The organism is Poseidonocella sp. HB161398, from assembly GCF_005870025.1.
Classification (GTDB): domain Bacteria; phylum Pseudomonadota; class Alphaproteobacteria; order Rhodobacterales; family Rhodobacteraceae; genus Mangrovicoccus.
Genome location: NZ_VATA01000042.1, coordinates 1 through 24,725, shown reverse-complemented (window position 1 = coordinate 24,725; position 24,725 = coordinate 1). Strand labels below are relative to the sequence as shown.

Here is a 24,725-nt window from a genome sequence, read left to right as displayed (position 1 = left end):
GATCTCAGGCGCGGATATAGGCCCAGCCCTCGGCCTGGCGCTCGGCCAGATGCACCACCGCGGCGGGGATCACGGAAAGATGCGCGGGCGCCTCGAGCCCCTGGCCCGCCAGCGAGTTGCCGCAGAGCCGCAGATAGGGGTCGGTTCCGGGATCGGCCAGGGCGATGGCCGGGGCGACGGCACCGGCATTGGCGACGATCTCGACGATCGCCTCTGGCCGCGCCTTCATCAGGTTGCGGGCATTGCTGCGCGCACGGGCCAGCGCGCCCTCGGTCGGGGCATGGATCAGGACATGGAGAAGCGGCATGGGGTCAGTTCCCGGCAGTTGCACTCTGCCACGGGTCTAGCCGCTGACCGCCCCGTGGCGAAGGCGGCCGGTCGCCGCCCCCTCCGCTCAGCCGCGCGCGGCGGCCAGCGCCGCGGGCAGCGCCTCTTCCAGCAGGTCGAGCTCTTCGGGACGCCCGGCCGAGATGCGGATGCAGCGGTCCTCGGGCGCGACGAAGGGCTTGCGGATGAAGACGTCGCGCGCGTCGAGCTCCTCGAGCACGCGGCGGGCGAAGGCGCCGTCCGCGCCGCAGTCGAGCGCGACGAAATTCGTCCCCGAGGGCAGCGCCGGCAGGCCGTTCGCGGCGCCGATGGCGGCGATCCGGTCGCGCGCCGCGGAGACTTGCGCGCGGGTCCAGTCGAGATGCGCCCCGTCTTCCAGCGCCGCCAGCGCCCCGGCCTGGCTGATCCGCGCCATGCCGAAATGGTTGCGGATACGGTCGAAGGCCGCGATCAGACCGGCCTCGCCCACCGCATAGCCCACGCGCGCGCCCGCCAGCCCGTAGGCCTTGGAGAAGGTCCGCATCCGGATCACCCGGCTGTCCTCGGGCGCGAAGGCCGGCGCGGTGCCCTCGGGCGCGAATTCGATATAGGCCTCGTCGAGCACCAGCAGGCAGCCCTCGGGCACGGCCTCGATCATCGCCTGCACGGTCGCCGCGTCGTGCCAGGTGCCCATCGGGTTGTCGGGATTGGCCAGATAGACCAGCTTCGCCCCGGTCTCGCGCGCCTTGTCGATCAGCGCCGCCGGGTCTTCGCGGTCGTCGCGATAGGGCACGGTGACCAGCGTCCCGCCGAAGCCCGCGACATGGTAGTTGAAGGTCGGATAGGCCCCGGCCGAGGTGACGACGGTATCGCCCGGCCCCACCGTCAGCCGCACCAGATTGCCCAGGAGCCCGTCGATCCCCTCGCCGATCAGCACATGCGGCTCGGCCACGCCCAGATGCGCGGCCAGCGCGGCGCGCAGCTCCTTCGAGGAGGAATCGCCGTATTTCCAGGTCTCTGCCGCTTCGGCTTCCATCGCCGCCACCGCCTTCGGCGAGGGGCCGAAGACATTCTCGTTGGCACCCAGCCGCGCCCGGTAGGGACGGCCGCGGCGGCGCTCCATCTCCTCGGGGCCGATGAAGGGCACGGTGGCAGGCAGGGCGGCGACAAGCGGGGTGAGAAGCGAGCGGGTCATGGCCCGTGTTCTGGCGCTATTGCCCGGCGCCTGCAAGAGGCCTCAGAGCAGCGGCTCGGCCGCCTTGGCAAAGCGCGGCAGGCGTGCCCGTTTCAGCAGCGCCCGCGGGCTGTCCCCGTCCCTGAGGCCGGAAAGCCGCGCCCGCAGCGCGTCCAGCATCGGCGCCTCGGCCTCGCGCAGCGCCTCGAGCAGGAAGGAATCGGGATGCCAGGGCGTCACCCCGTGCCGCGCCAGCGTGCGGCCGGGAAAGTCGCGCATGTTGAAGGTGACGATCGCCTGCGCCTCGCCCGCGATCGCCGCGGCCAGAACATGGATGTCGTCGGGATCGGGCAGCGACAGGGTCGCCTCCAGCCCGTCGGGCAGCGCCACCTCCGCCCCGGGCCAGCGCGCGGCCAGCATCGCCGCCTCGGCCGCGACCTCGGCCGCGGGCGTCTCGCGCCCGGCGGCATGGGTCCATTCGAAGGCGATGCGCGGCGACCAGAGCGGGGTGAAGACGCCTGCCGCCGCCGCGTCGAGCAGGAGCCCGCGCGTCAGCGTCGGAAACAGCACGCAGGCGTCGAGGACGGCTCTCACAGGGGCAGCACGCGGAACACGATCGCCTTCAGGTAGCCCGACTCGGCCAGCTGCGGATGCAGCGGGTGGTCGGGCCCAGCCTCGCCGGTATGGATCAGCTGCACCTGCCGCCCCGCCCGGCCGACGCCGCGCAGGCAGGCATTGCGGAACTTCTCAAGCGTCGCGGCATGCGAGCAGGAGCACAGCGCCAGGTAGCCGCCCTCGGGCGCCACCAGCTTCGCGCCCGAGCGCGCGACCTTCTCGTAGGCGCGCAGACCGGCCTCGAGCGCGGGCTTCGACGGCGCGAAGGCGGGGGGGTCGCAGACCACCAGGTCGAAATGCAGCCCCTCGTCCTCGAGCGCGGTCATCACGTCGAAGGCATCGCCCTGGCGCGTGGCGAAAGCGGCGGCGCCCTGGCCCATCGCCTCGGCGCCCTGCTGGGCCAGCTCCAGCGCCGCGGCCGAGGCATCGACGCAGGTCACATGCGCCGCGCCGCCCGCCAGACCGGCCAGGCCGAAGCCGCCGACATGCGAGAACACGTCGAGCATGCGCGTGCCGCGGGCCAGCCGCTGGACGAAAGCCTGGTTGTCGCGCTGGTCGTAGAAGAGCCCGGTCTTCTGCCCGCCGGCCAGGTCGGCCATGTAGGTGGCGCCGTTCATCTTCACCGCGACCGGCCCCTCGGCCAGCGTGCCGCGCAGCACCTTGCTCTCGTCGTCGAGCCCTTCGAGGCTGCGCGCCCGGCCGGAGGCGTTCTTCAGGACATTGGCGATGCCGGTCACCTCGACCAGCGCCTCGACCATCAGGTCGAGATGCGCCTCCGCCCAGGCGGCATTGGGCTGGATCACCGCGGTGTCGCCGAAGCGGTCGACCACCACCCCGGGCAGCCCGTCGGCCTCGGCATGGATCAGCCGGTAGAAGGGCTCGGCATAGAGCCGCGAGCGCAGGTCCAGCGCGCGGGCGAAGCGGCGGGCGAACCAGGCCTTGTCGACCACGGCCGCGGGATCGCGGTCGATGATCCGCGCCATGATCTTCGAGGCGGGATTGACCGCGACCAGCGCCATGTCCTGGCGTTCGGCATCCTGCAGCACGGCGATCGTGCCCGGCGCCAGCGCGCGGGTGCGCCGGTCGGTCACCAGGTTGTCGGCATAGACCCAGGGCGCGCCCCAGCGGATGGAGCGGGCATCGGCCTTGGGCATCAGGCGGATGGCGGGGCGGGCAGTGTCGGTCATGTCTGGGACTCCCGGAGGCGGCAGGGTCTCCGCCTATAGATCAGCCGCGCCGCTTTGGAAAGCGCCGAGCGTCGTGCGGCGCCGGAGTTGGCGCCGGAGTTGACGCCGGGGCCCCGGCCATGCGCTGATGCCCGCGATCCGGCAGGGAGGCTCCATGACCAGCGGACATGTCTTCATCGCCGCCAGCCTCGACGGCTACATCGCCCGTGCGGATGGCGGCATCGACTGGCTGGAGCCCTTCGGCAGCTCCGGCGAGGATACCGGCTACGGGCGGTTCATCGCAGGCATGGACGCGATCGTCATGGGCCGCGGCACCTGGGAAACCGCCAAGGGCTTCGATCCCTGGCCCTATGCGCTGCCCGTGCTGGTGCTGTCGCGGCAGCTTGCGGGCCGCCCGGTGCCCGCGGGGCTCGAGGGGCGCGTCGAATTCTCGGATGCCTCCCCTGCCGCGGCGATGGCCCTGCTCGCCGCCCGCGGCCATGCCCGCGCCTATGTCGATGGCGGGCAGCTGGTGACGTCCTTCCTCGGTGCCGGGCTGATCGCCGGGCTGACGGTGACGCATGTTCCGCTGCTCCTCGGCGGCGGCCGGCCGCTTTTCGGCGCACTGCCCGCCGAAATCGCCCTGGAACACGAAGAGACCCGGGCTTTCGCCTCGGGTCTCGTGCAGTCGCGCTACCGGGTCGCCCAGCAGGGCTGAGCCGGATCAGGCCGGTTCGGCCGCCTTCTCGCCCTTGGCGATGGCCACGGCTTCTGCGGCGAGACGGGCGATGCCGTCCCAGTCGCCCTCGGCCATCATGTTCTCGGGGGCGACCCAGGAGCCGCCGCAGCAGATGACGTTCGGCAGGGCCAGGTACTGCGTCACGTTCTTCACCGAGACGCCGCCCGTCGGGCAGAAGCTGACCTGCGGCAGCGGGCCGCCGATGGATTTCAGCATCGGCACGCCGCCCGCGGCCTCGGCGGGGAAGAATTTCTGCAGCTCGTAGCCGCGCTCCAGGTTGGCCATCACCTCCGAGGGCGTCGCCGCCCCGGGCAGGATCGGCAGGCCCTCGGCCTCGCAGGCCTGCAGAAGCGTCGGGGTCGAGCCCGGCGAGACCGCGAAGGTCGCGCCCGCATCCTGCGCGCGCTGCACGTCATTCGGCGTCAGCACGGTGCCCGCGCCGACCACCGCGCCCTCGACCTGGGACATGATGCGGATCGCCTCCAGCGCCGCCGGGGTGCGCAGCGTCACCTCCAGCGCCGGCAGGCCGCCTGCCACCAGCGCCTCGGCCAGCGGCTTGGCATATTCGACGTTCTTCACCACGATGACCGGGATGATCGGGGCAAGCTCGGCGAGCTCGCGCAGGGAATCGCTGGCCTGATGGGGTGTCATCGGCGTTTTCCTTCTATAGGGCAGATGCGGTTTCGGTGGCGGCCTGAGGCGCATGGCCTCCCGCAACCACCCGGGCGCCGTCCGCGGCAGAGCCCACAGATGCTCGGAAGACTTCAAAGAGTTCCCTCCCCAGACCGAAACCATTGGCACTCAGATCCGGCGCGGCGGCAGGGCGGCGGGCGAACTCCTCCGCGTCGCCGGCGAGGGCCAGGACGCCGTTGGTGGCATCGACCCGGATGATATCACCATCCTTCAGCCGCGCCAGAGGCCCGCCATCCGCGGCCTCGGGAGTGACGTGAATTGCGGCAGGAACCTTGCCCGATGCCCCCGACATGCGCCCGTCTGTCACCAGCGCAACCTTGTGGCCGCGGCCCTGCAGCACCGAGAGCACCGGGGTCAGCCCGTGCAGCTCGGGCATGCCGTTGGCCTTCGGCCCCTGGAAGCGGACGACGACGATCACGTCGCGGTCGAGCTGGCCCGCCTTGAAGGCGGCCTTGACCGACTCCTGGTCCTGGAAGACGGCGGCCGGGGCCTCGATCACGTGATGCTCGGGCGCGACGGCCGAAACCTTCATGATGCCGCGGCCGAGATTGCCGTCGAGGGATTTCAGCCCGCCCTGCGGCTGGAACGGATCGGCGGCGGGACGCAGGATCTTGTCGTTCAGCGTCTCCGCGGCGCCCGCCCGCCAGCCGAGCGCGCCGGCATCGAGCACCGGCTCCTGGGTGTAGTGCGACAGGCCGGTGCCCGCGACGGTCTCGGTATCGGGATGCAGCAGCCCGCCTGCGAGCAGCTCGCCGATCATGTAGCCGAGCCCGCCGGCCGCGTGGAAATGGTTCACGTCCGCGAGGCCGTTCGGATAGACCTTGGCCATCAGCGGCACGACCGAGCTGATCGCCGAGAAATCGTCGAGATCGAGCTGGATCCCCGCGGCGCGGGCCATGGCGGGCAGGTGCAGCACCAGGTTGGTCGAGCCCCCGGTGGCCATCAGCCCGACGATGCCGTTGACGAAGGCGCGCTCGTCGAGGATCGAGCTGACGGGCCGGAAGTCGTTGCCGAGCGCGGTGATCGCAAGCGCCCGCTCGGTCCCCGCGACGGTCAGCGCGTCGCGCAGGGGCGTATTGGGGTTGATGAAGCTCGCGCCTGGCAGGTGCAGGCCCATGAACTCCATCAGCATCTGGTTGGTATTCGCGGTGCCGTAGAAGGTGCAGGTGCCCGGGCCGTGATAGGAGGCCATCTCGGCCTCCATCAGCTTGTCGCGGCCGACCTCGCCGGTGGCGAATTGCTGGCGGACGCGGGATTTCTCGTCATTGGGCAGGCCGGAGGTCATCGGCCCGGCCGGCAGGAAGACCGCCGGGATATGGCCGAAGGTGGCGGCGGCGATGATCATCCCCGGCACGATCTTGTCGCAGACGCCCAGATAGAGCGCCGCGTCGAAGGTGTTGTGGCTGAGCCCGACCGCCGCGGCCAGCGCGATCACGTCGCGCGAGAAGAGCGACAGCTCCATGCCGGTCTGGCCCTGGGTGACGCCGTCGCACATGGCGGGCACGCCGGCGGCGACCTGCGCGGTGCCGCCCGCGGCGCGCGCGGCGGCGCGGATCATGTCGGGATAGCGCTCATAGGGCTGATGCGCCGAGAGCATGTCGTTATAGGCGGTGATGATGCCGATATTCGGCGCGCGGCCGGCGGCCAGCGCGTCCTTCTCGTCGCCCATCGCGGCATAGGCATGGGCCTGGTTGCCGCAGGTCAGGTGCGCGCGGCGGGGTCCGTCCGCCGCCTGCGCCTTCATCCGGTCCAGATAGGTCTGGCGGGTGTCGCGGCTGCGGTCACGGATGCGCTCCGTGACCTCTGCGATGACGGAATGCAGGGCCATGGCGGTTCCTCGAGCTGTGGTTACGTGTCCCAATTATGACTGATACCGCTAACAGGCGTCCGTTTCCACCGCTAAAAGCGTCGCGGTCCCTGACCCGGAGGCATGACGGCTGCGGCCATGCCGGAAGCGGGGCCGACACTTTGTCCGCACCGACCGGAGAACCGCCCGGCCGGCTCCCTGTCCCGCGGCTGGGCACGGGCGGCGGGGTGAGGGTGCGGGAGAGGGAACTCCCTCTCCCGCGGCCCTCTCCCTTCGCGGCGTCAGCCGAGCGCTTCGTCGCAGCGGCCGCAGACGCCCGCATGCGCATGCGTGCCGACATCCGGCAGCACTTTCCAGCAGCGGCCGCATTTCGCGCCCTCCGCCTTGGCGAAGACAACGCCCACCCCCGGCACGTCCGGCAGGGTGAAGGCGCCTTCGGGCACCGGCTCCGAGCTCAGCACTAGCGCAGAAGTGATGCAGATATCCGCGAATCTCTGCGCATCCTCGCCGATCATCGCGATCACCTCGGCCGGGGCGTGCACCACCGGCGCCGCTTCCAGCGACGAACCGATCACCTTCTCCTGGCGCTGCAGCTCGAGGCAGCCGGTGACGACGCGGCGGACATTGCGCAGCGTCTCCCAGCGGGCCCGCAGCTCCGGCGCCTTCCATTCGGGATTGGCCGCCGGGAAATCCTGCAGGTGGATCGACGAGGTCTCGCCCGGGAAGCGCTCCAGCCAGACTTCCTCCATGGTGAAGACCAGCACCGGCGCCAGCCAGGCGGTCAGCCGGTGGAAGAGGATGTCGAGCACGGTGCGCGCCGAGCGGCGGCGCAGGCTGTCAGGCGCATCGCAGTAGAGCACGTCCTTGCGGATGTCGAAATAGACCGCGCTGAGATTCACCGTGGCGAAGTTGAACACCCGGTTGAACACGCCCTGGAAGTCGTAGGCGGCATAGCCCTCGCGCACCACGTCGTCGAGCTCGGCCACCCAGTCGAGCACCATGCGCTCGAGCTCGGTCATTTCCGACACGTCGATCCGCTCGTCCTCGGTGAACCCGTCGAGATTGCCCAGGAGGAAGCGCATCGTGTTCCGCAGCCGGCGGTAGCTGTCGGCCGTGCCCTTGAGGATTTCCGGCCCGATCCGCAGGTCGGCGGTATAGTCCGACTGCGCCACCCACAGCCGCAGGATGTCGGCGCCGTATTGCTGGATCACCTGCTCGGGCGCGATCGTGTTGCCCAGGCTCTTGGACATCTTCATGCCCTTCTCGTCGAGCGTGAAGCCGTGGGTCAGCACGCCGCGATAGGGCGCCCGCCCCCTAGTGCCGCAGGCCTGCAGCATCGAGGAGTGGAACCAGCCGCGGTGCTGGTCGGTGCCTTCCAGGTAGAGATCGGCGATGCCGTCCTCGGATCCGTCCTCGCGGTCGCGCAGCACGAAGGCATGGGTCGAGCCGCTATCGAACCAGACATCGAGGATGTCGAAGACCTGGTCCCATTCCTCCGGGCTGTAGCCGTTGCCGAGGAAGCGCTCCTTGGCGCCGTCCTTGTACCAGGCATCAGCGCCCTCGGCCTCGAAGGCGGCGGTGATGCGGGCGTTGACCTCGGGGTCGCGCAGCAGGAAGTCCGGATCGGTCGGCAGCGCCCCCTTCTTCGTGAAGCAGGTCAGCGGCACGCCCCAGGCGCGCTGGCGCGACAGCACCCAGTCGGGCCGCGCCTCGATCATCGAATAGAGCCGGTTGCGCCCGGTGCGGGGCGTCCAGGTCACCAGCTCGTCGATCGAGGTCAGCGCGCGCTGGCGGATCGTCTTGCCATAGGTGTCCTGGCCGTCGCCGACCTCGCGGTCGATGGCGGCGAACCATTGCGGCGTGTTGCGGTAGATCACCGGCGCCTTGGAGCGCCAGCTATGCGGATAGGAGTGCTTGACCTGGCCGCGCGCGATGATGCCGCCCGCTTCGACAAGCTTCTCGATCACGGCGCGGTTGGCCTTGCCTTCCTTGCCCTTGCGGTCGAAGACCTGCAGCCCTGCGAAGAACGGCACATGCGGCAGGAACTCGGATTCCTCGCCGACATTGTGGGTCATCCGGTCCATCCAGCCGCGCGCGACGAAGGCCTCGTAGTCCTCCTGGCCGTGGCTCGGCGCCGTATGGACGAAGCCCGTGCCCGCATCGTCGGTCACGTGCTCGCCGTCGATCGCCGGCACGTCGTAGTCCCAGAAGCCCTCCGCGCCCTCGAGCGCGGCAAAGGGATGCTCCAGCACCAGATGGCCCAGCTCCTCGGCGGTAACGCTGCGCACCCGCTCGTATTCGGTGACCCGCGCCTTCTCCAGCGCATCGCCCGCCAGCTTGTCGGCGAAGACATAGAGCTCGCCCGCGGCGGTCCAGCTCTCCTCCTGCGTGGCCTTCACCCGGTAGAGCCCGTACTCGATCGCCTTCGAGAAGGCGACGGCCCGGTTCGAGGGGATGGTCCAGGGGGTGGTGGTCCAGATCACTACCCGCGCCCCGGCCAGCTCCTCGTCGAGCAGCGCCTGGTTCGCGGTGTCGTAGTCGCCGGCCTCCTCGTCGAAGGGCACCGGCGCGCCCTCGGCGCGGCGCACCTTGAACGCCACCCAGATCGTGTGGGACTTGTGGTCGTGGTACTCGACTTCGGCCTCGGCCAGCGCGGTCTTTTCCACGGGGCTCCACATGACCGGCTTCGAGCCCTGGTAGAGCGTGCCGGTCATCAGGAACTTCATGAATTCCTCGGCGATCACCCGCTCGGCGTGGAAGTCCATCGTCAGATAGGGCTTCTCCCACTTGCCGGTGACGCCCAGCCGCTTGAACTCGTCGCGCTGGATGCCGATCCAGCCCTCGGCGAAGGCGCGGCATTCCTGGCGGAAGTCGATGACCGGGACCTCGTCCTTGTTCCTGCCCTTCGCGCGGTACTGCTCCTCGATCTTCCACTCGATCGGCAGGCCGTGGCAGTCCCAGCCGGGGATGTAGCGCGCGTCCCTGCCCATCATCTGCTGCGAGCGGACCACCATGTCCTTCAGCACCTTGTTGAGCGCGTGGCCGATATGGAGATGGCCGTTGGCATAGGGCGGGCCGTCATGCAGCGTGAAGGGCGCCCGGCCCTCCTTCTCGCGCAGGCGGTCATAGATGCCGATCTCCTGCCAGCGCGCCAGCCAGCCGGGCTCGCGCTTGGGCAGGCCCGCGCGCATCGGGAAGTCGGTTTTCGGCAGGAACAGCGTGTCTTTGTAGTCGGGGGTCTCGGTCTCAGACGACATCGGGGCGGTCCTCAAGGGGAAATTCGTGAACGGCGATGGCGGCGCGGCAGATCATGCGCCTTGGCCCGGCAACTCAAGCGTGGAGCGCCGGGCGGATAATTCGCGCAATAATGATGCACATCGCGGTCATGGCGCGGGTTATAGGCAGGCCCGGCGCCGAGGTAAAGCGCCCCGGCGCGGCGCGGCGGCATTAAGCCTTCGCAAAGGGCGAGTCGCCTAAGGTCCCCCTGCCCGGAGTCCGGGCGCCGGTACCGCAGGAGTGAGGAGTCCCCAGTGTCGCAGTTCCCCGCCGCAGCCCAGTCCGTCCCGGATTCCGCCCGCAGATGAGCACCCCGCCCCTGCATGCCCGCCGCCCCAGCCAGGGCGAGGCTCCGTTCGAGGTCACGGAACTGTTCTTCTCGCGCACCGACCGGCGCGGGGTGATCCAGACCGGCAACACCGTGTTCCAGCGCGTCGCCGACCATCCCTGGGACCGGCTGATCGGCGCACCGCACAAGGTCATCCGCCACAAGGACATGCCCAAGGCGGTGTTCCACCTGCTCTGGTCGACCATCCAGGCCGGGGAGCCGATCGGCGCCTATGTCAAGAACATGGCCCGCGACGGGCTGCATTACTGGGTCTTCGCCTTCGTCTCCCCGGTGAAGGACGGCTATCTCTCGATCCGGCTGAAGCCGGTCAGTCCGCTGCTGAAGACGGTGGAGGCGGAATATGCGGCGCTCCTGGCGCGCGAGCGCAGCGAGGGGCTGACGCCCGAGACCTCGGCCGCGCTCCTGCTGGAGCGGCTGAAGGAGATGGGGTTTCCCAGCTACCGGGCCTTCATGTCCCATGCCGCCGCGACCGAGACCGCCGCCCGCTCGGAGCGGCTGGAGCGGACGGAGGCGCCCTGGATAGGGCCCTTCCGCACCATCACCGGCGCGCTGCGCGAGGTCGCCGACCAGACCGGCGAGCTTTCGGACGTGTTCCAGAGCATCCGCGGCATCCCCTACAACATGCGCATCCTCGCCTCGCGGCTGGAGGCGGCGGGCGGGCCGATCAGCGTGATCTCCGCCAATTACGGCATTCTCTCGGACGAGATCTCGGGCTGGATGCACAGTTTCGCCGACGAGAACGGCGGCTCCTTCCACGACATGACCCGCGCGATCGAAACCGCGCAGTTCCTGCAATGCACCGCGCTGATCCAGCAGGAGATGGTCGCCGCCTTCCAGCGCGAGACCGGACTGGACGAGCACATGGATGTCGCAGCCGAGACGCGGATCCTGAACGAGCAGCGGCTTGCCTATGACCTGCAGGCGCAGGACGGCATGGCGATGGTCGCGCGGCAGGCGGCGCGCTTCACCCAGTCGGTGCGCGACATGAAGCGGCTGATCACCGGTCTCGGCGCGACGCGGATGATGTGCAAGATCGAGGGCGCACGGCTGCGCAACACCGGTGACAACCTGGTCAGCGTCATCCGCCAGCTCGACCAGTTCCAGGAAAATATCGAGGAGCGGCTGCAGCGCATCGACGAGCGCAACCGCCTGGTCCAGCGCACGGCCTGCAGCCTGACCTCCTCCTGCAGCGACGCGCGCGAGGCGGGAAGCGCCCTCGGCACCGCCGCGGAGTGACCCTGTCCCGGCAAGAGCCCCGTGCGCCGGACCCTTCTCCGGCGGCCGTGGCGCCCCCGGCCAGGAGCCGTCTCCCATGCCTTGGGCCGGCCGGAGAGTGCGCCCCTCCCTGCACCGCCATACGCGTCCCGGTGGCAGCCATTCTCGCAATCCCCTGCCCGGCTGCCGCCGGATTCTGCGCAATGCGCCGGTGGTCGGGGGCCCGGACGGCTCCGAAGGCCGACGACCAGAGCCGCGAGGTTCACGGACCGCGAAGCTCTGCGGCATTACTCGCCGCACCACCGGCCGCAGCGGATTCATCCGGAGGGCGCATTCCCCAGCCCGCCGACAGCAGCAACACGGCTTGCGCCTTAGGCCGGGAGCATTCGCCGGAGGGACAGGACGGCCCCTCTGGCCCGACCGGCGCGAAAGGCCCGGGCTGCGCTCTGTCGTCCGCGCAACCTGCCATCACCGCGCCCGCCCCCACAACCATCCGCCTTCCGAGCAGCCCGCCAACGCCGGACCCGCCTCCACGGCCATCCGCCGCGCAGCCCGCAAACGCTGGACCCACCCCCAAGGCAATCTACTCTCCGCGCAGCCTCCTATCGCTGCGCCCGCCCCCACGACCATCCGCCGCGCAGCCCGCAAACGCCGGCCCCACCCCCAAGGCAATCTGCCCTCCGCGCAACCTGCCATCGCTGCGCCCGCCTCCGAGGCGATCCGCCATCTGGCGGCACCCAGACAATCCGACCGACAGCCAGATCGCTGTGATCCTCCGGAAAACCCCTGTGCGCCCCCGCAGAACCGACCCTCCGCACCCGGACTGCATCTCCCGCATGTCCCGCGCCGCGGCTGGCCGCAGGCCAGCGGCACGCCCCCCCCCGCCGGACCGTGTTGCCCAGACAGCCGCCGGATTGCGGACCTCCGAGGGCACGCCGAGGCCAGGTTCCGGCGAGGCCGTGGCCAGGACCTGCCGCCGGCTTGCGCCGTGAGCACCGGCAAGCCGAATTTGCCCGAACCGGCATCCTGTCGGCAGTCTCTCCGCGGATCGCGGGTGGAGGCATATTTCCGAAAAGACCTCCGCTGGAAGCTGCGCCTGCGCTACTCGGGAGGCCGCCGTCCAAAGACCGCGCCCGCGCCGGATCGAAGGCATGCCCTTGGCGATTGAGCGGGACGGAGACCCTGCTGCAAGCCCGAGCCAGGGAAGCGGACAGATGACATCGCATCTACGTGCAGGAGAATGGCGCGGCCGTCGCAACGACGGTCGGCGCCGCTCCGGAAGGCACGGGCGGGCGGCGGGAAAATCGCCGGCAGCAGCCCTGCCGAACACCCGCCCCGGCGGGCTGCGCAGATCGATTTTGTCGTCAATCCTGTTTCTCAGTTCGCCACGGCAACGATCGATGGCATGATCTCCGCCCGCCCATCGCCCGAGGACGCGGACTGGAGGGACGGATGATCGGGCGTCGCTGAACGGGTTGCGGTCCGGGGAGCGTTCCGCAAGTGGGTCCGAGACCGGCATCCAGACGGCTGACCTGGCCGGACGATTGACTGGATTGCGGACGGTGGTGCGGGACCCGCAGCGCCCGGGCAGGCCGAGCAAGGGCGCTGCGGAAGATGCCGTCGAGCCCTCGCTTGTCGCCCCGTGCCACGCCGCGCGGCTCTTTGACAGACGGGGGCTGAATCGCCGCATGCGTGAAGTCCGTCAGATCAGGACGGGCAAAGCTCGCCTCCCTTGCGGCGAACCGGTCACGGGCCTGCCTTGCGGGGCAGCTCGCCTATTTGCTCACGTCTCAAGCCGCCGCCCCGCCGGCGAGCGCGCGGAGCAGCCCGGAGGTGCCGGCGCAGCGGGCGAAATCCGCAGCGAGCGCGGCCATCGTCACGGCGAAGACCACCTCCGCCGACAGCCCGTCCTGCGGCAGGCCGAAGCCCTGCACCGCGTCGCGGGCCACCGTCATGCCGAAGCCCGGATCGCAGCCATGGCGGACCGTCGAATTGACGCAGAACCCCGCCACCGCGCCGGCCACGGCCAGGCGGCCGATCCCCCTGCCCGCGCAGATGCGCCTCCAGGACCGTGCTGGCAAGGGCCGAGGAGGTCGTCTTGATGAAAACCGGCTCGCCATCCCCGGCCAGCGCGCAGGGCATCGGCGCGGAGGCATGGAACGGCCCGGCCGGATCGGGATCGCCATGGCGGACATGCAGCTCCGGCCGCCCGCTGCGGCGGAAGGCCTCCGCCAGGGCGCATCCGGGATTGACGCAGTCTGCCCCGGAATCGATCCGGCGCTGCATCTCCATCTGCATGTCGATGATCAGGAGGGCTGCATGCCGGCGCCACTCTCCGGAGCGTCCGTCATCCTCTCGCGCCCGGCTCCGAGAAGAGCCCGCGCAGCGAGCGCTGGACGATGCGCGTCACCGAGGGCCGGGTCTGGGTCAGGAAGGGCAGCGGGCGGCAGACCTCGATCGCCGCGACGCCGACCCGCGCGGTCAGCGCGCCGTTGACCACGCCCTCGCCGAAGCGCCGCGACACCCGGCTGACCAGGCCGCCGCCCGCGACCGAGCCGATCAGGTCGTCGCCGACCGCCAGCGCGCCGGTCGCCACCAGATGGGTCAGCACCGCCCGCGTCAGCCGCCAGGCGCCCAGCACCCCGGCGCGGCCGCCGTAGATTTCCGCGATCCGTCGGATCATCCGCAGATTGGCGACCAGCGCCGTCACCAGATCGGCAAGCGCCAGGGGCACCAGCGCCGTCACCGTCGCCACCTGCCGCGCCGCCGCCTCGACCTCGCGCACCGCGCGCTGGTCGAGCGGCGCGACCAGCGCCCGCTCGGTCACGCCCAGCACCGCATCGGCGTCGAAATGCTCCGTCACCGCCTTCTCGAGCCCGCCCGCGCTCCATTCCAGGTCGCGCCGCCCGGCATAGAAGCTGCCCAGATTGAGCGCGAGCTTGCGCGAGGCTTCCAGATCGCCGCGGGCCAGCACCTCGGCCGCCGCCTGGTGGATCCGGTCGAGCCGCGACAGCCGCGACAGCGCCCAGAGCTCGCGCAGCACGAGGATAACCGCGACCAGCAGGAAGGCCGCCAGCAGGAGCGTCATCGCCCCCGCCAGCACCGGGCTGGCCTGCATCAGCGCGGCCACCGCCGCCCAGGCCGCCATGCCGAAGAAGGCCGAGACCAGCGCCGCGCCGAGCCCGAGGAACCAGCGCCCCAGAACCGAGCGGTCGCGCGCCGCCAGATGCGCCAGCGTCGCCATCGCTGCCGCCTCGGCCGCCGGGTCCTCTCCGACCGGCGCCGCGGTCGAGGGCGTCTCGGCCGCGGGCTCGTCCCCGGTGCCGATGTCGAACAGCACCGGGCCGCCGCGCAGGGTATCGTCTCGGGTCATCTCGGGCCTCCCGCCGCCATCCGTGTCATAGCCTGTCCCCGAACAGGAACTGCGCCGCCCGGTCCAGCCGGATATGCGGCGGCCCGTCCCCGGGCACGAGGGTCAGCGGCGCCGGCGCGAAGCGCATGACCTGGTAGTCGGCATCGAGCCAGCGCTCCGCCCCTTCGCGGGCCGGGGCCAGCAGCCGCATCGGATCGGCGGGCAGCTCGCCGGGATAGAAGGCCGCCTCCGCCCCGGTATCGAGCCGCCGTCCGCGCACCATGTCGAGCTTGCGCCCGCCATGCTGGCGCGTCTCTTCGACCGTGGCGCGCAGCGCGGCAAGCGACATCGCCCCGGTCTCGGCGCCGGCGAATTGCGCCCGGTCGCGCGCCTCGCGCACCAGCGCCTCGGTGATCGCCGCCAGCTGGGCATGCTGGGAATGGTGCAGGTGGTCGGCCTTGGTCGCGGCGAAGAGGATCTTCTCCACCCGGCGGCCGAGGAGCAGCGAGGAGAGCCAGGAATTGGCGCCCGGGCGGAAGGCGCCCAGCACATCGGCCATCACCCCGCGCAGGTCCTCCAGCGCGGCCGGGCCGTCATGGATCGCGCCCAGCACGTCGAGCAGCACCACCTGCCGGTCGATGCGGCTGAAATGGTCGCGGAAGAAGGGCTTGACCACCTTGGACTTGTAGGCCTCGAAGCGGCGCTCGAATTCCCGCCAGAGGCTGCGCCGCGGCGCGTCGCCCCGGGGCGGCAGCGGCGCGAAGGTCAGCGCGGGCGAGCCCTCCATCTCGCCGGGCAGCAGGAAGCGCCCGGGCGAGCAGTCCGAGAATCCGGCCTCGCGCGAGGCGCGCAGGCTCGCCGCGAAGAGACCGGCCAGGGTCTCGGCCAGCTGGTCCTCGAACCCCGCCGCCGGATCGGCCGCCGCCATCGCGTCGAGATAGGCCTGCCCGCCCGGCCGGGTGGCCAGCCGCGACAGCGCGGTCTGCGACCACTCGGCATAGGACTTGTCGAGAAGGCCCAGATCCAGCAGCCATTCGCCGGGATAGTCGACGATGTCGAGATGCACGGTGCGCGGCCCGGTCAGCCCGCCGAGCGTTTTCAGCCCGCCGACCAGCCCCTTGGGCCGCACCCGGAAGGACAGCCGCAGCTCGGAAATCGCGCGGGTGCCGTCGGGCCAGTGCGGATCGGTGCCGGTGATCGCCGCCAGGTGCCGCTCATAGGGGAAGCGCGCGACCGTGTCGTCGGGCTGCGGCCGCAGATAGGCCGTGAGGATCCGCCCCGTCGCTGCGGGCTCCAGCTGCCGCATGCGGTTGCGGTCCAGCAGGTTGGCCACCAGCGAGGTGATGAACACGGTCTTGCCCGACCGGCTGAGCCCGGTCACGCCGAGCCGCACCACCGGTTCCAGGAAGGCCTCGCTCACCGCGCTGCCCGCCTCCTCGACGCTGCGCGCCATCGTGTCGATCAGGGATCCGATCACCCGTGCTGTCCTCGCTTCCGCCTGTGACCGAGATAGGCCGCGGAACGGGCACTTACCAGTGCGACGGCGGGTCCGGGGGGCGGTCTCTCAGCGCAGGGTCCGGCCGCGCCCGGCCGATGGCGAAGTTGTAGAGCACGGCATGGCCCTCCGGCAGCCCGGCCAGCGCCGCCGCCTCGTCCTCGAGCACGCAGCCGATGCCCGAAGCGCCAAGCCCCTCGGCGGCGGCCGCGTAGTACAGCATCTGCCCGGCCAGCCCCGCCTCCCAGTGGAGCTGGCGGTAGCGCCAGGGATCGTCGCGCAGCGGCGCGGTCTCGGCGAGGAGCATCAGGCAGGCCGCGCCCTCCGCGGCGATGCCCTGCCCGCAGGAAACCGCCCGCGCCTCGCGCCTCAGATCGCCCTCCGAGAGCCGCAGCAGCCCCGGGATCTCCGGCACGGCCTCGCCTGCAAGCGCGGGCGCCCCCGGCCCACGCGGCAGCAGGAAGAGCCCCGGCGCCAGCCCCGCAACCTTGTGGACCGCGACGGCCGCATGGATCCGCGGCGCGAAGGGCCAGAGCCCGAAGGGCGCGCGGGCGGGATCGAGCGCGCCGAGGATGCGAGCCAGGCTCTCTACCGGGACCGGCTCGCGGGCGGTGAAGCGGCGGGCGCTGCGCCTTGCCTGCAGGATCTGCGGCTTCGGCCGCCACGGGACCTGCGGCGGGCGCGATGCGGGCCAGGCCGCGGGGCGCAGGGTGGCCGCCTGCACCTCGGCAAGCTCCGGCCAGGGATCGCAGAGCCCCGGCTCCAGCTCCGCGGGCGCGCCCTGCCACACGGCCCCCTCCGCCACCGGCGCGCCCTGCCCCGGCCCGATCCGCAGGAGCGCCTCCGGCACCTCCCCCGCGCCAGGCCGCAGGAGCGCCCCGAGCCCCTCGGGCGGCAGCATCCGGGCCTGCCAGCCCATCGCTGCCGCGCCGAGGCAGAGCGCGCCGAGCGCATGGCCGAGATCGAGCTGGGTGTAGCGGAAGGCCCGCAGCCCGTATTTCCAGGCCTCGCGCCCCGCCACCGAACTGAGCGCGATCCACAGCCCCGGCGGCAGCGCCGCCTCGGCGCGCAGCTCCAGCCCGTGCGCCTCCGGGTCGTAGTGCCAGATCCCGTCGGCCAGCCCCGGCAGCCCGCCCGCGATGACATGCGCCTCGACCGGATAGAGCCCGCCCGAGGAGGGCACCGCGCGCACCGGCCTTGCATCGTCGCCCTCGACCTTCCAGCCGGTGACCCCGAGGCTCAGCGCCAGCATCCGCCCCAGCGTCATCGCCCCGGGCGGCCCCGGCGGCACGCGCGATTCGACCAGCGGCAGGCGGAAGCAGCCGGGATAGCCCCGCACCCGCGCCGGCTGGGCGTCCCAGTCGACCGGGCCCGGCCCCGGCGCGACGCCCGCGGCACGGTGCTTGCTGGCCTCGTGATAGCGCAGAACCGCGGCCAGCGCGGCGGAGGGATCGGTCTCGGTCATGGTGCGGCGAGGGAAGGACGGCTGCCGCCCTGCGGTCCATCCCCCGCACCTGATGCGGGGGCTCCCCCTTCGCCGCTTGCGGAAAGCGCAGGCAGTTCGCCGCCCCTTGGCTCAGGAAAGGACCACAGATGGGAAACATGAAACTCTACATGGCGCCGGGCTCGTGCACGACCGCGCTCAACATCCTGCTCGAGGAAATGGGCGAGGTCTTCGAGGCGCATGTCGTGAACCTGCCCCGCGGCGACCATTTGACCCCCGACTTCCTGGCGCTGAACCCCAAGGGCTCGATCCCCGTCCTGGTGCGCCGCGACGGCACCGTGATGACCGAGCTCCTGGCGATCGCCGTCTGGCTCGGCCAGGCCTCGCGCCGCTTCTGGCCCGAGGACCCCGCCGCGCAGACCCGCGCGCTCGAGATCATGTCGCATGTCACCGCGACGATCCACGGCCAGGGCTTCGCGCGGATCTTCTCGGCCGGGGCCTTCGGCAGCGATCCCGGCACCCAGGCGATGGGCCGCCGGATCGTCGCCGCGGGCTTCGACTGGCTCGAGACCGTGCTGCCGCCCGAGGGCTATGCCGCGGGCAGCTATTCGGCCGCCGATCCGGTGCTGTTCTACGTGGAATTCTGGGCCGCCAAGACCCGCGTTGCGATGCCGCCGAAGCTGCTGGCGCATTTCCGGCTGATGCTGGCGCGGCCGGTCGTGTCGCGGGTGCTGAAGGAGGAAGGCTACCGGCCGGAGCAGCTGCTGGAAGAGGCCTGAGGCGTCCGGGCGGTTCGCGATGTCTGGAGAGGTTTGAGGTCCCGGGGCTCCGCGGTGCGGGGGCTATGAGTGCTCGGCCCCGGGACCTTTGATCGCTCGCTTGCGATGACACCGTCCTAGCCCCGGCAGATGGCGCCATGAGGGAGGCCCCGGGGCAATCCCCGGGCCCTTTCATGGCGCAAATGCGGCAGCGCTCAGAGGCGGATGCCGTTCCGCCCCGCGAGATCGGTGAAGAACTGCCAGGCCACCCGGCCCGAGCGCGAACCGCGGGTCGCCTGCCATTCGATCGCCTCGGCGCGCAGCGCCTCGGCGGAGATCTCCAGCCCGTAGGCCAGGCAGTAGCCCTCGATCATCGCCAGGTAGTCGTCCTGGGAGCAGGCGTGGAAGCCGAGCCAGAGGCCGAACCGGTCCGACAGCGAGACCTTCTCCTCTACCGCCTCGGCCGGGTTGATCGCCGAGCCGCGCTCGTTCTCGATCATGTCCCGCGGCATCAGGTGGCGGCGGTTGGAGGTCGCGTAGAGGATGACATTGTCCGGCCGCCCCTCGATCCCGCCATCGAGCACCGCCTTGAGCGACTTGTAGTGCTGGTCGTCATGGCTGAAGCTGAGATCGTCGCAGAACAGGATCACCCGGGTCTCGGTCTCGCGCAGCACATGCAGGAGCCGGCCGATCGTCGGCAGGTCCTCGCGCTGGATCTCGACGAGCTTCACCTCGTGCCCCTGCGCCAGGACCGCGCCGTGCACCGCCTTCACCAGCGAGGATTTCCCCATGCCGCGCGCGCCCCAGAGAAGCGCGTTATTGGCCGGGAAGCCCCTGGCGAATTGCAGCGTATTGGCCAGCAGCGTATCGCGCGAGCGCTCGATCCCGACCAGCAGGTCGAGATCGATCCGGCTGATCTTCGCCACCGGCGCCAGCCGGTCCGGCGCGGTCTGCCAGACGAAGGCATCGGCCGCGTCGAAATTCGGCACCGAGCCCGGCGGCGGGCTGAGCCGCTCCAGCGCCTCGGCGATGCGGGTCAGCGGATCGGGGTCAAACGCCGTGTCCATCGACTTCCTCGTCCCATAGTCCTTCGGCCTTCAGCCGCTTCTCGCGTTCGCGGTCGACGCGGGCGACGAGGAAGATCGACACCTCGTAGAGCGCATAGACCACGGTGAACAGGATCACCTGGGTGATCACGTCCGGCGGCGTCACCAGCGCGGCCAGCGTCAGGATGCCGACCACCGCGTATTTGCGCATGTCCGCCAGGCCGCGGGCCGAGACCATCCCGGCCTTGCCCATCAGCGTCAGCAGCACCGGCAGCTGGAAGCAGAGCCCGAAGGCGAAGATGAATTTCAGCGACAGGTCTAGGCTCTCGCGCACCGAGCCGAGGAAGACGGTCTTCAGCTCCTCCTGCGCGGCACTGCCTGCGGGCGCCTCGAAATCGCCGTTGCCCGCGATCATGTTGGCCAGCGCCGGGATCGCGTCCGAGAAGCCGATGAAGAAGTTCATCGCCATCGGCGTGACCACGTACTGCGCAAACGCGGCCCCCGCGAGGAACAGCACCGGCGAGGCGATCAGGAAGGGCATGAAGGCCGATTTCTCGGACTTGTAGAGCCCCGGCGCCACGAAGCGCCACATCTGGTGGGCGATCACCGGGAAGCTCAGCCCGAAGCCCGCCACGACCGAGATCCGCACCAGCACGAAGAACTTCTCCTGCGGGGCGGTGAAGATCAGCCGCGGATCCTCGCCGCGGGCGCGCAGGATCTCGGCGATCGGCTGCACCAGGAAGTCGAGCAGCTGCTCGGCCACGGTGAAGCACAGCACCATCGCGATCACGAAGGCCAGAACGGAGCGGATCAGCCGCGTCCGGAGCTCGGCAAGATGCTCGATGAGCGGGGCGGAGCTGTCGTCGATGTCGTCGTCGGTCATGCGCTCTTGTCCGGCTGGCTGTCGGTCCCGGCGGCGGGCGCCTCAGGCGCTGCAGGCGCGGGCGCGGGCCCGGTCGCCGCCTTGCCGGCCATCGCCGCCTCGGCTTCGGCGCGCGAGGACGGCCCGGCGGGCGCCTTCGGCGCGTCCGCGGCGGACTTGCCGTCGCCGCCGGACTTGCCGTCCCGGCCCGCCATCGGATCCCATTTCTCGAAGGCGTCGGCGGCGTCCTGCATCTTGCGCATCCCGGCCGCGCGCGGGTTGGAGATGTCGCGGAGGCTCTTCTCCACGTCCTTCACCCCCGCCTCGTCGGCGGCGGCATTCATCGCGCTGGTGAATTCCCGCGCCATCGCCCGTGCCTTGCCGGTGAACTGCCCCAGGGTGCGGAACATCACCGGCAGGTCCTTCGGTCCGACGACGATCAGGGCCACCACGCCGATGACCACGAGCTCGGTCCAGCCGATGTCGAACATTAAGGCTTACACCTTGTCCTTGGCGGTCTCGCTCGGGGTCACGTCCTTGGTCTCGGCCGGCTTCTCCAGCTCGTCCTGGCCCTCTTTCATGCCGCGCTTGAACGAGGTGATCCCCTTGCCCACTTCGCCCATGAGGCCGGCGACCTTGCCGCGCCCGAACAGGACCAGCACCACCACGGCGATCAGGATCAAGCCCATGGGGCCGATATTGTTCAGCATCTTGGTCTCCATACTGCAGGTCCGGGCCGAACCCGCGTCCCGGACAGTATCGCGTATGTAGAGGCTCCGCGCGCCGGATAGAAGGGCAAAACCGCCGCGGATGGCAAAACCGCCTTGCCTTGCGGCGCCGGATGACTAGCAAAGCGGCAGCGCCTGCACAGCCCGACCGGCCGCGGGCCCAACCGGCCGCGGAAGGCCCGGATTGTTGCCATGCCGCCGCAACTGCGGACACGTTTTCGGATTCCGGGCGCCTGCGGCATTGATCCTGCGGCAAGACGCGCGTAAGTGCAAACGTCCAATTGACGCCGGAATCCCCGCATTCCCCCTTTTCGACGACGAGTGTCCGATACCGAACAGATGATCCACGCCCTCATCCATGATTTCCTCGGCCCGCTGCTGCGCCGCCCGCCCCGCTTCCAGGTGGCGGCGCTGTGCCATCGCGGCAGCGGCGCGGAGACCGAGATCCTGATGGTGACGTCGCGCGAGACGCGGCGGTGGGTCCTGCCGAAGGGCTGGCCGAAGCGCGGGCTCGACGCCGCGGGCACGGCCGCCGAGGAGGCCTGGGAAGAGGCCGGCGTGCGGTTCCGCCCTGGCGCTCCGGTCCTGGCGGGCTACTATTCCTACCTGAAGCGGCTCGATGGCGGCCTGCCCGTGCCGGTCTCGGTCGCGGTCTACGCGATGCAGTTCGAGTCGCTGGCCGAGGACTATCCCGAGCTGGGCCAGCGCGAGCGGCGCTGGTTCGCCCCCGCCGAGGCGGCGCAGCTTGTCGACGAGGAGGGGCTGCAGGAGATGCTGCGCGCCTTCGAGGCGCCCTGCCCGCCGCCGCCGCGCGGCTGAGCCCGAAGCACCCGGAGCCGAGACATGGCCGGACAGGACAGGGACACCCAGTGGACGACGCTGGACCGCGATCTCGGCCGCGTCTCGACGCTCGAGGCGGCCAGCATCTACGCGGTGCGCCCCTTCGTCGGCGCCGGGCTCGCCATGCTCTTCGTCACAGCCGCCGCGATCGTCGCGGCCCTGCTGGCCGGGATCTCCTCGGCCGGCAGCCTGGCTGTCGTCGCCGGAGCGGTCTTCGCCGCCTACATGGCGATCAATATCGGCGCCAACGACGTCGCCAACAACATGGGCCCGGCGGTCGGCGCGCGAGCGCTGACCATGGGCGGGGCCATCGCCATCGCCGCGGTCTGCGAAAGCGCGGGCGCGCTGATCGGCGGGCGCGAGGTCATCACCACGATTTCCAGCGGCGTCATCGACCAGCCGGGCTTCGGCGACCTGCGCAGCTACACGCTGGCGATGCTCTCGGCGATGCTCGGCGCGGCGCTGTGGCTGAATATCGCGACCTGGATCGGCGCGCCGATCTCGACCACCCATGCGGTGCTGGGCGCGATGATCGGCGCCGGACTGGCCGCCGCGGGCGTCGCCGCCATCCACTGGTCGAGCCTGGCCGCCATCGCCGCCACCTGGGTCGTGTCGCCGCTGGCCGGCGGGCTGCTCTCGGCCGGGCTGCTGGCGCTGCTGACCCGCGCCGTGGTCGAGCGCGAGGACAAGATCGCCGCCGCCCGCATCTGGGTGCCGGTCATGATCGCGGCCATGGCGGCGACCTTCACCATCTACCTGGGCATCAAGGGGCTGGCCTACCCCGCCTCCCTGTCCCCGGCCGTGGTGATCGGCGGCGGCGCCCTGGCCGGCGCGGCCGCCTGGGCGGGCTCGCGCGCCGCGGTGCACCGCGCCTCGGAAGGGCTGGAGAACCGCAAGCGCTCGCTCAAGACGCTGTTCCGCCTGCCGCTGATCTTCTCTGCCGCGATCCTGTCCTTCGCCCATGGCGCCAATGACGTCGCCAACGCGATCGGCCCGCTGGCCGCGATCGTGCATGCGGTCGAGGTCGGCCATGCCGACGAGATCGTCGCCTTCCCCTTCTGGGTGACGATGATCGGCGCCCTGGGCATCTCGGCGGGCCTGCTGCTCTTCGGGCCGAAACTGGTGCAGCTCGTCGGCGACGAGATCACCCGGCTGAACCCGCTGCGCGCCAGCTGCATCGCGCTCTCGGCCGGGATCATCGTCATCCTCGCCTCCTGGGCAGGCATGCCGGTCAGCTCGACCCATATCACCATCGGCGGCGTCTTCGGCGTCGGCTTCTACCGCGAATGGGAGCACGAGCAGCGGCTGTCGCGCGCCCGCGATCCGCAGAAGCGCCTGCCGGTCGAGGAGCGCACCCGCCGCCGCCTGGTGCGGCGCTCGCATTTCCTGACCATCATCGCCGCCTGGATCGTCACCGTGCCCGCGGCCGCGCTGCTTTCGGCGGCGGGCTACCTGGCGCTGTCGCTGGTGGCGGGCTGAGGCCTCAGGCCGAAAGCGGCGCCGCGACCGGGAAGACGTGGCAGCGGTCGCGCCGCATCATCAGCCAGAGCCGCTGGCCCTCCTCGGGCAGGAAGACGCCCGGGATCACCGCCTGAAGCCGCGAACCGTCGAATTCCATCTCGAACTCGACCAGGCTCTCGCGGCCCAGATAGCGCGCGCGGCGCACCTTGCCGCGGGCCGGGACGCCATGCTCGGGCGTCGGCGCCGGGCCCTTGCCGCCGCGGTCGAAATCGATCTTCAGGTGCTGCGGGCGGATGACGATCTCCACCTCGGTGCCGTCCGGCACGCCCGGGGCGAAGAAGGAGCCGAAGGGCGTTTCCGTGGTCGCCCCGCGCACCGTGCCCTTCAGCACGTTGATATCCGAGAAGAACGCCGCCGCCGCCTTGTCCACCGGCTTGTTGTAGATGTGGTAGGGCGCGCCCGACTGCACGATCTGCCCGTCGCGCATCAGCACGATCCGGTCGGCCATGCGCATCGCCTCCTCGGGCTCGTGCGTGACCATCAGAACCGCCGTGCCCTCCTCTTTCAGCAGCGCCAGCGTGTCGTCGCGGATGCCGTCGCGCAGCCGGTTGTCGAGCCCCGAGAAGGGCTCGTCCATCAGCATCACCTTGGGCCGCGGCGCCAGCGCGCGCGCCAGCGCGATGCGCTGCTGCTCGCCGCCCGACAGCTCGTGCGGGAAGGCGTTGTCATAGCCCGCCATGTCGACCCGGGCGAGCAGCTCGGTGACGCGGCCGCGCTTCTCCGGCTTGCTGCCCTTCAGCCCGAAAGCGACATTCTCGGCCACGGTCAGATGCGGGAAGAGCGCGAAATCCTGGAACATCAGCCCGATCGAGCGCTTCTCCGGCTCGACGAAGACCCCCGGCCCGAAAACCGCGCGGCCGTCGAGCAGGATCTCGCCGCCATCGGGCACTTCGACCCCGGCGATCATCCTAAGCGTCGTCGACTTGCCGCAGCCCGACGGGCCCAGCAGGCAGACGCATTCCCCCGCTTCGATGCCCAGAGACACCTTGTTGACAACGGGATGGCCGTGGAAGGCACGTTCCAGCTTGCGGATTTCCAGTCGGGGCGTCGTCTCGGGCACGTGGGAAAGGTCAATTCTGATGCAACTGCTAGAGTTTTGGCCGTAGCACCCCGGGACCTGCGCGACAAGCGGGACCCGCTGCCGCGCCCGCCCGGCACGGTTCCTGCCCTCGCCGCGGCGCGGCGCTGCCGAAAACTTCGGCAGCCGGGGCATGCGCCCCCCCCCGGCGGAATGCGCTCCGGCGGAATGCACAAGGGCCCCGCCGTTTCCGGCGGGGCCCTGCGCTTTGCCTTTTGCCCCGGGGGCTCAGGCGATCTTTGTCAGCAGCTCGTCGAGGGA

21 protein-coding genes are annotated in these 24,725 nt (G+C 70.8%); 5 read left to right on the top strand and 16 right to left on the bottom strand.

The genetic code is table 11. The features are described from left to right. Positions 1–4 precede the first annotated feature (4 nt). The 4 genes from FGX59_RS25310 to FGX59_RS25295 form a co-directional block, all read right to left on the bottom strand. Positions 5–307, bottom strand: coding sequence for a hypothetical protein (locus FGX59_RS25310; RefSeq protein WP_138469914.1), 303 nt, complete (start codon positions 305–307; stop codon positions 5–7). A gap of 87 nt (positions 308–394) precedes the next feature. Beyond that, positions 395–1,501: a pyridoxal phosphate-dependent aminotransferase gene (locus tag FGX59_RS25305; RefSeq protein WP_138469913.1), complete on the bottom strand. Its 1,107-nt coding sequence runs from the start codon at positions 1,499–1,501 to the stop codon at positions 395–397. Between the two features lie 42 nt (positions 1,502–1,543). Then, positions 1,544–2,074, bottom strand: coding sequence for an RSP_2648 family PIN domain-containing protein (locus FGX59_RS25300; RefSeq protein WP_138469912.1), 531 nt, complete (start codon positions 2,072–2,074; stop codon positions 1,544–1,546). Continuing rightward, positions 2,071–3,282 (bottom strand): RSP_2647 family RNA methyltransferase, encoded by a 1,212-nt coding sequence (locus FGX59_RS25295; RefSeq protein ID WP_138469911.1) that lies wholly within the window; start codon positions 3,280–3,282, stop codon positions 2,071–2,073. Before FGX59_RS25295 ends, FGX59_RS25300 begins: the two co-directional genes overlap by 4 nt. A 154-nt stretch (positions 3,283–3,436) precedes the next feature. On the opposite strand from FGX59_RS25295, the gene FGX59_RS25290 reads away from it, so the two are divergent. Further along, on the top strand, positions 3,437–3,979 hold the full coding sequence (locus FGX59_RS25290) for a dihydrofolate reductase family protein (RefSeq protein ID WP_138469910.1): 543 nt from the start codon (positions 3,437–3,439) through the stop codon (positions 3,977–3,979). A 6-nt stretch (positions 3,980–3,985) separates the two neighbouring features. On the opposite strand, the gene FGX59_RS25285 is transcribed toward FGX59_RS25290, so the two are convergent. The 3 genes from FGX59_RS25285 to ileS form a co-directional block, all read right to left on the bottom strand. Beyond that, a complete protein-coding gene (locus FGX59_RS25285; protein ID WP_138469909.1) occupies positions 3,986–4,651 on the bottom strand; it encodes a bifunctional 4-hydroxy-2-oxoglutarate aldolase/2-dehydro-3-deoxy-phosphogluconate aldolase in 666 nt (221 codons plus the stop codon). Between the two features lie 13 nt (positions 4,652–4,664). Continuing rightward, entirely contained in the window at positions 4,665–6,521 is a 1,857-nt protein-coding gene (gene edd, locus FGX59_RS25280) for a phosphogluconate dehydratase (RefSeq protein ID WP_138469908.1), read from the bottom strand. Positions 6,522–6,781: 260 nt separating this feature from the next. Next, positions 6,782–9,757, bottom strand: a complete 2,976-nt coding sequence (gene ileS / locus FGX59_RS25275; RefSeq protein ID WP_138469907.1) for an isoleucine--tRNA ligase — start codon at positions 9,755–9,757, stop codon at positions 6,782–6,784. A 323-nt stretch (positions 9,758–10,080) separates the two neighbouring features. Between ileS and FGX59_RS25270 the strand changes: the two genes are divergently transcribed. Continuing rightward, positions 10,081–11,361 (top strand): PAS domain-containing protein, encoded by a 1,281-nt coding sequence (locus FGX59_RS25270; RefSeq protein ID WP_138469906.1) that lies wholly within the window; start codon positions 10,081–10,083, stop codon positions 11,359–11,361. A 1,769-nt stretch (positions 11,362–13,130) separates the two neighbouring features. Here the strand turns inward: FGX59_RS25270 and FGX59_RS39360 are convergent. The 4 genes from FGX59_RS39360 to FGX59_RS25250 all read right to left on the bottom strand — a co-directional run bounded on the left by FGX59_RS39360 (position 13,131) and on the right by FGX59_RS25250 (position 17,652). Beyond that, complete coding sequence (locus tag FGX59_RS39360; RefSeq protein WP_255471640.1) at positions 13,131–13,364, bottom strand: isochorismatase family protein; 234 nt, start codon at positions 13,362–13,364, stop codon at positions 13,131–13,133. A gap of 323 nt (positions 13,365–13,687) precedes the next feature. Continuing rightward, positions 13,688–14,713, bottom strand: coding sequence for a YcjF family protein (locus FGX59_RS25260; protein ID WP_138469905.1), 1,026 nt, complete (start codon positions 14,711–14,713; stop codon positions 13,688–13,690). Positions 14,714–14,738: 25 nt separating this feature from the next. Beyond that, on the bottom strand, positions 14,739–16,145 hold the full coding sequence (locus FGX59_RS25255) for a YcjX family protein (RefSeq protein WP_138469947.1): 1,407 nt from the start codon (positions 16,143–16,145) through the stop codon (positions 14,739–14,741). A gap of 76 nt (positions 16,146–16,221) precedes the next feature. Beyond that, complete coding sequence (locus FGX59_RS25250) at positions 16,222–17,652, bottom strand: nitroreductase family protein (protein ID WP_138469904.1); 1,431 nt, start codon at positions 17,650–17,652, stop codon at positions 16,222–16,224. A 128-nt stretch (positions 17,653–17,780) separates the two neighbouring features. Here FGX59_RS25250 and FGX59_RS25245 point away from each other — a divergent pair, with 128 nt between their 5' ends. Further along, positions 17,781–18,410 (top strand): glutathione S-transferase family protein, encoded by a 630-nt coding sequence (locus tag FGX59_RS25245; protein WP_206078430.1) that lies wholly within the window; start codon positions 17,781–17,783, stop codon positions 18,408–18,410. Positions 18,411–18,604: 194 nt separating this feature from the next. On the opposite strand, the gene FGX59_RS25240 is transcribed toward FGX59_RS25245, so the two are convergent. The 4 genes from FGX59_RS25240 to tatA are packed head-to-tail and all read right to left on the bottom strand — an operon-like array spanning position 18,605 to position 21,007. Continuing rightward, a complete protein-coding gene (locus FGX59_RS25240; RefSeq protein WP_138469903.1) occupies positions 18,605–19,456 on the bottom strand; it encodes an ATP-binding protein in 852 nt (283 codons plus the stop codon). After that, a complete protein-coding gene (gene tatC / locus FGX59_RS25235; RefSeq protein WP_138469902.1) occupies positions 19,440–20,318 on the bottom strand; it encodes a twin-arginine translocase subunit TatC in 879 nt (292 codons plus the stop codon). The genes FGX59_RS25240 and tatC overlap by 17 nt, the downstream gene beginning before the upstream one ends. Then, positions 20,315–20,788 carry a Sec-independent protein translocase protein TatB gene (gene tatB, locus FGX59_RS25230; protein WP_138469901.1) on the bottom strand — a complete coding sequence of 158 codons (474 nt, stop codon included), beginning with the start codon at positions 20,786–20,788 and terminating at the stop codon, positions 20,315–20,317. The genes tatC and tatB overlap by 4 nt, the downstream gene beginning before the upstream one ends. A 6-nt stretch (positions 20,789–20,794) precedes the next feature. Further along, a complete protein-coding gene (tatA, locus tag FGX59_RS25225) occupies positions 20,795–21,007 on the bottom strand; it encodes a twin-arginine translocase TatA/TatE family subunit (protein ID WP_138469945.1) in 213 nt (70 codons plus the stop codon). 357 nt (positions 21,008–21,364) lie between these two features. On the opposite strand from tatA, the gene FGX59_RS25220 reads away from it, so the two are divergent. Together FGX59_RS25220 and FGX59_RS25215 are read left to right on the top strand one after the other, a co-directional pair. After that, positions 21,365–21,844 carry an NUDIX hydrolase gene (locus FGX59_RS25220; protein WP_138469900.1) on the top strand — a complete coding sequence of 160 codons (480 nt, stop codon included), beginning with the start codon at positions 21,365–21,367 and terminating at the stop codon, positions 21,842–21,844. A 24-nt stretch (positions 21,845–21,868) separates the two neighbouring features. Continuing rightward, positions 21,869–23,344: an inorganic phosphate transporter gene (locus FGX59_RS25215; RefSeq protein ID WP_138469899.1), complete on the top strand. Its 1,476-nt coding sequence runs from the start codon at positions 21,869–21,871 to the stop codon at positions 23,342–23,344. A 4-nt stretch (positions 23,345–23,348) separates the two neighbouring features. On the opposite strand, the gene FGX59_RS25210 is transcribed toward FGX59_RS25215, so the two are convergent. Then, positions 23,349–24,446: an ABC transporter ATP-binding protein gene (locus FGX59_RS25210; RefSeq protein WP_240722696.1), complete on the bottom strand. Its 1,098-nt coding sequence runs from the start codon at positions 24,444–24,446 to the stop codon at positions 23,349–23,351. Positions 24,447–24,725 lie beyond the last annotated feature (279 nt).